At 47.8% G+C, this 1,275-nt stretch carries 1 protein-coding gene; it reads right to left on the bottom strand.

What is annotated here, in order from left to right:
- Positions 1-1,275, bottom strand: a 1,275-nt coding sequence (locus ACFFUV_RS23345; protein WP_390198302.1) for a hypothetical protein, incomplete at both ends; no start/stop codon positions are given.

Below are 1,275 nucleotides of genomic sequence, written 5' to 3' on the forward strand. Positions count from 1 at the left end.
GTACAAATCCAATACCTCGTTCCGGGTCAAATGGCGGTACGGCTCCAACTCTGCCAATATCAACATACGTTGCAATTGGGTTGGGTTGTTCCGGTACTCCGTTTCGATAATCTGATTTTGTAGGGCGTCCAATTCTGCCTCACTTGCGCCGCTTTCCTTTGCCGACTTGTAACGGCTCCGCAACTCGCTTGCGTCGTACAAATAGAACTCCGTGCCGTAATTGACTTTTGCAGATACGAACATATTGCCGTATCGCAATCGGCAAACCGTTTCATCGACGAACTGTTGGGCGGCTTCAAAGCCTTTTTTCACTCGGTTTAATACCGTGCTTTGACTCTCAAATGCGGCTTTAACCTGTTGTTCATTGAACGCCTCCCGTTGGGTTACTTCCTCGTTTTGTCCGACGACGGCGGTAATAATGTTTTCCCGCAATCTCTTTTCTTCCTCAACGTTGTAATCCAAACTTGAACTGTCAACGGTCAACATTTGCACCGGGTTCCGCAAATCGGGTTGTTTGTCCCCGTCCGGTATCGGTATTTCAACAAAGGAACCCGCCCCGGTAATCCGTTTGTCGCCGCACTTGGGGCAACGCATCAATAACCCGGCTTGGTCTAACCTGTAATACCCTTGTTTGTCTTTCAAAAATCCACCGTCGCAATAATCGCCGTTTTCGGCGTTTGAAAAGTCGCACGATTGTTCGTAACCGGAATATATCGGGTACGCCCCGTACATATCCAAATGCCGCTTCGATATATGGAAAAACAAAAACCAATCCAACGCCTCCAATTCTTTTGTCAGCGGGGATTGTTTAACGTCCGGTTCTCGCAAATTCATTGGCTCGTTCCAAAAGAAACGGGCGGGGCAATAGCGCAAATCGTGTGGGTTATCAACCAATAATTCGCCTATGTTGCCGCCGTCGTCCTCTGCAAATACTCTGTATCGTTCATCGTCAATAACTGCAATACGTTTATCGGGTTGGCGGAAAATTATCCAATCCATAACCCCGGTTGTCCGGTTTGCCTCAAAGGTTATGACGCTTTCGATAGGTAGCCAATAAAAATACGGGGTCGGGTATCGGTCGGCGGGGTTTTGCTCGGCGGGCAAATCAACTATTAAGACGCTGTTTATTTCCGTCTTGAAAAACTCCCAACCTTTCGTACTCCAAATTTCCGGCTCCTTTAATACATCTTGGCGGTAATACTCCCAATCGTCCCGTTGTTCCGTGTTTTGGAATTGATAGTTGAACGCCGGGTTACGACCGTCGAAAATACGGCT

Source organism: Vibrio olivae (assembly GCF_042428525.1).
In the GTDB taxonomy this organism is placed as follows: Bacteria; Pseudomonadota; Gammaproteobacteria; order Enterobacterales; family Vibrionaceae; genus Vibrio; species Vibrio olivae.